Here is a 5,757-nt window from a genome sequence, read left to right on the forward strand (position 1 = left end):
ATCTTCAGCCCGTAACCCATGTTCTGCGCGACCGTCATGTGCGGGTACAGCGCATAGTTCTGGAACACCATCGCGATGTCGCGATCCTTCGGCTCCAGCGTGTTGACGACCCGGTCGCCGATCGCGATCTCGCCGTCCGTCACGCTCTCGAGCCCCGCGATCATCCGTAGCAACGTCGACTTGCCGCAGCCCGACGGGCCGACCAGCACGATGAATTCGCCGTCGGCGATCTCCACGTCGATGCCATGCAGCACGTGCTGCTTGCCGTCGTAGGATTTCCTGACGCCCTTCAAGCTCAGCGCAGCCATACCTGGTCCTTCTCCCGGTTACCGTGGGGGTTATTTTTCGGAATCGACGAGGCCGCGCACGAACCAGCGCTGCATCGCCAGCACGACGACGAGCGGCGGAATCATCGCCAGCAGCAGCGCCGCCATCACGTATTGCCATTCGGTCGCGGCGTCGCCGCTCGCGATCATCGTCTTGATGCCCACCACCGCCGTCGACAGCGACGCTTCCGTCGTGATCAGGATCGGCCACAGATACTGGTTCCAGCCGTAGATGAAGGTGATCACGAACAGCGCGGCGATGCTCGTCTTCGACAGCGGCAGCACGACGTCCCAGAAGAAGCGCAGCGGCCCCGCGCCGTCGATGCGCGCGGCATCCATCAGTTCGTCGGGCAGCGTCATGAAGAACTGGCGGAACAGGAACGTCGCGGTGGCCGACGCGATCAGCGGCAGCGAGAGCCCGGCGTAGGTGTTCGTCAGGTGCAGCGTCGACACGACCTGCACGGTCGGGAAGATCCGCACTTCCACCGGCAGCATCAGCGTGATGAAGATCAGCCAGAACGCCGTGTTGCGAAACGGGAAGCGGAAATAGACGATCGCGTATGCGGACAGGATCGACACCGCGATCTTGCCGACCGCGATGCCGAGCGCCATCGCGAAGCTGTTCACGAGCAAACGGCCGAACGGCGCCGTCGTGCCGCCGCTGCCGTGCCCCCAGATGTACGCGACGTTCTCGAACAGGTGCGTGCTCGGCACGAGCGACAGCGGCACCGTCAACACTTCCTGCGCGTTCATCGTCGCCGCGCAGAACGCGACGTAGACAGGGAACACGATCAGCACCACGCCCGCGATCAGCACCGCGTGGCAGAACAGGTCGAAGCCCTTGCGATTTTCGATCATGCGTATTGCACCCTGCGTTCGACGAAGCGGAACTGGATCACCGTGAGCGCGACGACGATGATCATCAGCACGACCGACTGCGCGCCCGAGCTGCCGATGTCGAGCCCCTGGAAGCCCTCCGCGAAGATCTTGTAGATCAGCGTCCTGGTGCTCTGCGCCGGGCCGCCGCCGGTGGCCGCGTCGATCACCGGGAAGGTGTCGAAGAATGCGTAGACGAGGTTCACGACCAGCAGGAAGAAACTCGTCGGCGACAGCAGCGGCAGCACGATGTTGAAGAAGCGCCGCACCGGCCCCGCACCGTCGATCGCCGCCGCCTCGATCAGCGAGCGCGGAATCGCCTGCAGCCCCGCGTAGAAGAACAGGAAGTTGTAGCTCACCTGCTTCCACACCGACGCCAGCACGACGAGGAACATCGCCTGCTCGCCGTTCAGCGCATGGTTCCACACGATGCCGCCCTTCGCGAGCGCATATGTGATCAGGCCGATGCTCGGGTTGAACAGGAATGCCCACAGCACGGCCGCGATCGTCGGTGCGACCGCGTACGGCCAGATCAGCAGCGTGCGGTACACGCGCGCGCCGCGGATCACGCGGTCGGCGCACGCGGCGAGCAGCAGCGACACGACGAGCCCGCTCACCGTGACCAGCGAACTGAACACGAGCGTCGTGCGCATCGAATCGAGATACAGCGGATCGGCGAACAGGTGCGTGAAGTTCGCGAGGCCGACGAATTCGCTCGACGTGCCGAACGCGTCCTGCGTCTGCGTGGACTGCCACAGCGCGACGCCGGCCGGCCACAGGAAGAACACGGCGGTGATCGCGAGCTGCGGCGCGATCAGCAGGTACGGCACCGGGCTCGTACCGAAACGGGAACGGGATTGCATCGCGGATATCCGGTCAGGCGAAACGGAAAGGAAACCGCGCCGCCGGACGGCATGCGCTGACGCGCGATACCGCCGGCGGCACGAGGCGATGCGTGCTCAGCCGCCCGACTTCTCGAAGCGGCGCAGCAGTTCGTCGCCGCGCGACGCAGCCGAATCGAGCGCGTCCTTCGGCGACTTCTTCTGCGCCCAGACCTGTTCGAACTCCTCGTCGACCACCGTGCGGATCTGCGGCATGTTGCCCAGGCGCAGCCCCTTCGTGTACGGCAGCGGCGGCTTGTTCAGCATCTGCTTGATCGCGGTTTCGGCGCTCGGGTTCTTCGCGTAGAAGCCCTGCTGGCGCGTCAGGTCGTACGCGGCGGTCGTGACCGGCAGGTAGCCGGTGTCCTGGTGCCACTTCGCGGCGACCGCGGGCGAAGCCAGGTAAGAGAGGAATTTCGCGACGCCCTTGTAGGTCGCCGGGTCCTTGCCGGCCAGCACCCACAGGCTCGCGCCGCCGATGATCGCGTTCTGCGGCGCGCCCTTCACGTTCGCGTCGTACGGCAGCATGCCCGTGCCGTAGCTGAACTTCGCGAATTTCTGCACGTTCGCGAGCGCGCCCGACGACGTCGTGAGGATCCCGCAGTCGCCGCTGTAGAACTTCGCCGACGCTTCGTCCTTGCGGCCCGCGTACGTGAACGTGCCGTCCTTCGCCATCTGCTGGAGGAAGGAGATGTGTTCGATCTGCTGCGGCTTGTTGAACTCGAGCACGGCGTCGGTACCGTCGAAGCCGTTGTTGCGGCTCGCGAACGGCAGCCCGTGCCACGCGCTGTAGTTTTCGAGCTGGATCCAGCCTTGCCAGCCGGTCGTGAAGCCGCACGCCATCCCCGACTTGCGCAGCTTCTCGGCATCCGCCTTCACGTCGGCCCACGTCTTCGGCGGCTGGTTCGGATCGAGGCCCGCCTTCTTGAACGCGTCCTTGTTGTAGTACAGCACCGGCGTCGAGCTGTTGAACGGCATCGACACGAGGTGGCCCGTCTTCGCGTCGCTGTAGTAACTCGCAATGGTCGGCACGAACGCCTTTTCGTCGAGCGTCACGCCGGCCTGCTTGAACACGTCGTAGACCGGCACGACCGCCTTCTTCGCCTGCATCATCGTCGCCGTGCCGACTTCATAGACCTGGAGGATCGCCGGCGCGTTGCCGCTGCGATAGGCCGCGATGCCCGCTGCGAGCGCCTGGTCGTAAGTGCCCTTGAAGACCGGCACGATCTTGTAGTCGCTTTGCGACGCGTTGAACTGGTCGGCGATCGCATTGACCCGCTCGCCGAGCGCGGCCTCCATCGCATGCCAGAACTGGATTTCCGTCGCGGCGAGCGCCACGTGCTGTGCCCCGAACATCAGCGCGCCGCCGAGCGCGATCGAACGAACCAGTGTCCCCGCAGGCTTCTTCTTCATCGACCTCTCCTATGAAAACGTTACCAACAGCGTGTGCAACATTCCCGTCGCCATTGAACCGGCGAAGTCTAGTGATCGTTTGTGACAGTCAGTTGTCGTTGATGACGAACAGGCGCTGATATTCCTTCAGCGCGAAGCGGTCGGTCATGCCGGCGATGTAGTGCGCGACGAGACGCGGCTGCTGCGCCGCGTCGTCGGACTGGTACGGCGGCGGCAGCAGGCGCGGATCGTCGATGAACGCGTCGAACAACCCGGTGACGACGCGTTGCGCCTTGCTCGCCATGCGCATCACCTTGTAGTGGCGATACAGGTTCTTGAAGAGGAAGCGCTTGAGGGCCGCCGCCTGCGCGGCGACCTCGGGGCTGTGCGCGACGAGCGGCGGCGCGGCGCGCACGTCGTCGAGCGACGCGGGCGCGACGCGGGCGAGATTGCGCGTCGTCTCGTCGATCAGGTCGACGATCAGCGTGTTGATGATGCGGCGCACCGTCTCGTGCACGAGACGGCGGCCTTCGAGGTGCGGGAATTCGGCGAGCGCCGCTTCGTAGTGGCGCTGCCACAGCTCGACTTCGGCGAGCTGCTCGATCGTGATCAGGCCGGAGCGCAGGCCGTCGTCGACGTCGTGGTTGTTGTAGGCGATTTCATCGGCGATGTTCGCGAGCTGCGCTTCGAGCGACGGCTGGCGACCCTGCAGAAAGCGCTCGCCGAGCGCGCCGAGCTTGCGCGCATTCTCGCGCGAGCAGTGCTTCAGGATGCCTTCGCGCGTCTCGAAACACAGGTTCAGCCCGTTGAACGCGCCGTAGTGCTCCTCGAGCTCGTCGACCACCGCGAGGCTCTGCAGGTTGTGCTCGAAGCCGCCGTGCTCGCGCATGCACGCATTCAGCGCGTCCTGCCCGGCATGGCCGAACGGCGTATGGCCGAGATCGTGCGCGAGCGAGATCGCTTCGACGAGGTCCTCGTTCAGGCGCAGGTTGCGTGCGACCGAGCGCGCGATCTGCGCGACTTCGAGGCTGTGCGTGAGGCGGGTGCGGAACAGGTCGCCTTCGTGATTGACGAAGACCTGCGTCTTGTATTCGAGCCGGCGAAACGCGGTCGAATGGACGATGCGGTCGCGATCGCGCTGGAATTCGGTGCGCGCCGCCGGCGGCGTTTCAGGATGGCGGCGGCCGCGCGACTGCGACGCGTGCGCGGCATACGGAGCGAGATGGGCTTCCAGCGCCGCCAGCGTCGGCGGCTCGGCCACCGGCGCAGCGGATGCGCGGCTGGCTTCGGGCAGTGTGCTGCTGGATGTCTCGCTCACGTCTCCTCCATGTCAGGGGCGCCGGCGAATCCGGGCCGCCGTTAGCGCGTCGTCTTCGCCAGTGTAGCGAATACCGCTTCGTCCGGCGCCTGCGTGATCAGCGTATCGCCGAATCGCTTCAGCAGGATGAACTTGATCGCGCCGGCCTCGGCCTTCTTGTCGACGCGCATCAGGTCCATGTAGCGCGCGTCGCCGAGCGCGGGCCCGCGGGTCGGCAGATGCGCGGCCGCGATCACCGCATCGAGGCGTTGCCGCGACGCTTCATCGAGGAGGCCGAGCCGCACCGACAGGTCGCCCGCCATCACCATCCCGCAGCCGACCGCCTCGCCGTGCAGCCATTCGCCATAGCCGAGCCCGGCCTCGATCGCATGGCCGAACGTGTGGCCGAAGTTCAGGATCGCGCGCAGGCCGCCTTCGCGTTCGTCGGCCGCGACGACGCTCGCCTTGATCTCGCACGAACGCTTCACCGCATGCGCGAGCGCTGCCGGCTCGCGACGGTTCAGCGCCTCGACGTTCGCCTCGATCCAGTCGAAGAACCCGGCATCGGCGATCACGCCCGTCTTGATGACTTCGGCCACGCCCGCCGCCAGCTCGCGATCGGGCAGCGTCGTCAACGCGCCGATGTCCGCGATCACGGCCTGCGGCTGGTAGAACGCGCCGATCATGTTCTTGCCGAGCGGGTGGTTGATGCCCGTCTTGCCGCCGACCGACGAATCGACCTGCGACAGCAGCGTCGTCGGTACCTGGATGAACGGCACGCCGCGCATGTAGCACGCGGCGGCAAAGCCGGTCATGTCGCCGACCACGCCGCCGCCGAGCGCGACGAGCGTCGTCTTGCGATCGGCGTGATCCGTCAGCAGGCCGTCGAAGATCAGGTTCAGCGTTTCCCAGTTCTTGTACGCCTCGCCGTCCGGCAGCACGACCGTCGACACGCGCTTGCCGAGCGGCGCGAGCGCCGCGCGCA

At 66.1% G+C, this 5,757-nt stretch carries 6 protein-coding genes; all 6 read right to left on the reverse strand.

Features of this window, described 5'->3' with window-relative positions; genetic code table 11:
- The coding region (locus tag JMF90_RS21190) for an ATP-binding cassette domain-containing protein (RefSeq protein ID WP_201325397.1) at positions 1 to 308 on the reverse strand (308 nt) is incomplete at its 3' end.
- A 30-nt stretch (positions 309 to 338) separates the two neighbouring features.
- Positions 339 to 1,184, reverse strand: coding sequence for a sn-glycerol-3-phosphate ABC transporter permease UgpE (gene ugpE / locus JMF90_RS21195; protein WP_006477155.1), 846 nt, complete (start codon positions 1,182 to 1,184; stop codon positions 339 to 341).
- Positions 1,181 to 2,065, reverse strand: coding sequence for a sn-glycerol-3-phosphate ABC transporter permease UgpA (ugpA, locus tag JMF90_RS21200; RefSeq protein WP_011546626.1), 885 nt, complete (start codon positions 2,063 to 2,065; stop codon positions 1,181 to 1,183). The genes ugpE and ugpA overlap by 4 nt, the downstream gene beginning before the upstream one ends.
- Positions 2,066 to 2,161: 96 nt before the next feature.
- Complete coding sequence (gene ugpB, locus JMF90_RS21205; protein WP_054928288.1) at positions 2,162 to 3,496, reverse strand: sn-glycerol-3-phosphate ABC transporter substrate-binding protein UgpB; 1,335 nt, start codon at positions 3,494 to 3,496, stop codon at positions 2,162 to 2,164.
- Between the two features lie 88 nt (positions 3,497 to 3,584).
- Positions 3,585 to 4,793 (reverse strand): deoxyguanosinetriphosphate triphosphohydrolase, encoded by a 1,209-nt coding sequence (locus JMF90_RS21210; protein WP_011546628.1) that lies wholly within the window; start codon positions 4,791 to 4,793, stop codon positions 3,585 to 3,587.
- Positions 4,794 to 4,834: 41 nt separating this feature from the next.
- Positions 4,835 to 5,757, reverse strand: a 923-nt coding sequence (gene aroB / locus JMF90_RS21215) for a 3-dehydroquinate synthase (RefSeq protein WP_201325398.1), incomplete at its 5' end; no start/stop codon positions are given.

This window comes from Burkholderia sp. E168m23 (assembly GCF_016586125.1).
Classification (GTDB): domain Bacteria; phylum Pseudomonadota; class Gammaproteobacteria; order Burkholderiales; family Burkholderiaceae; genus Burkholderia; species Burkholderia orbicola.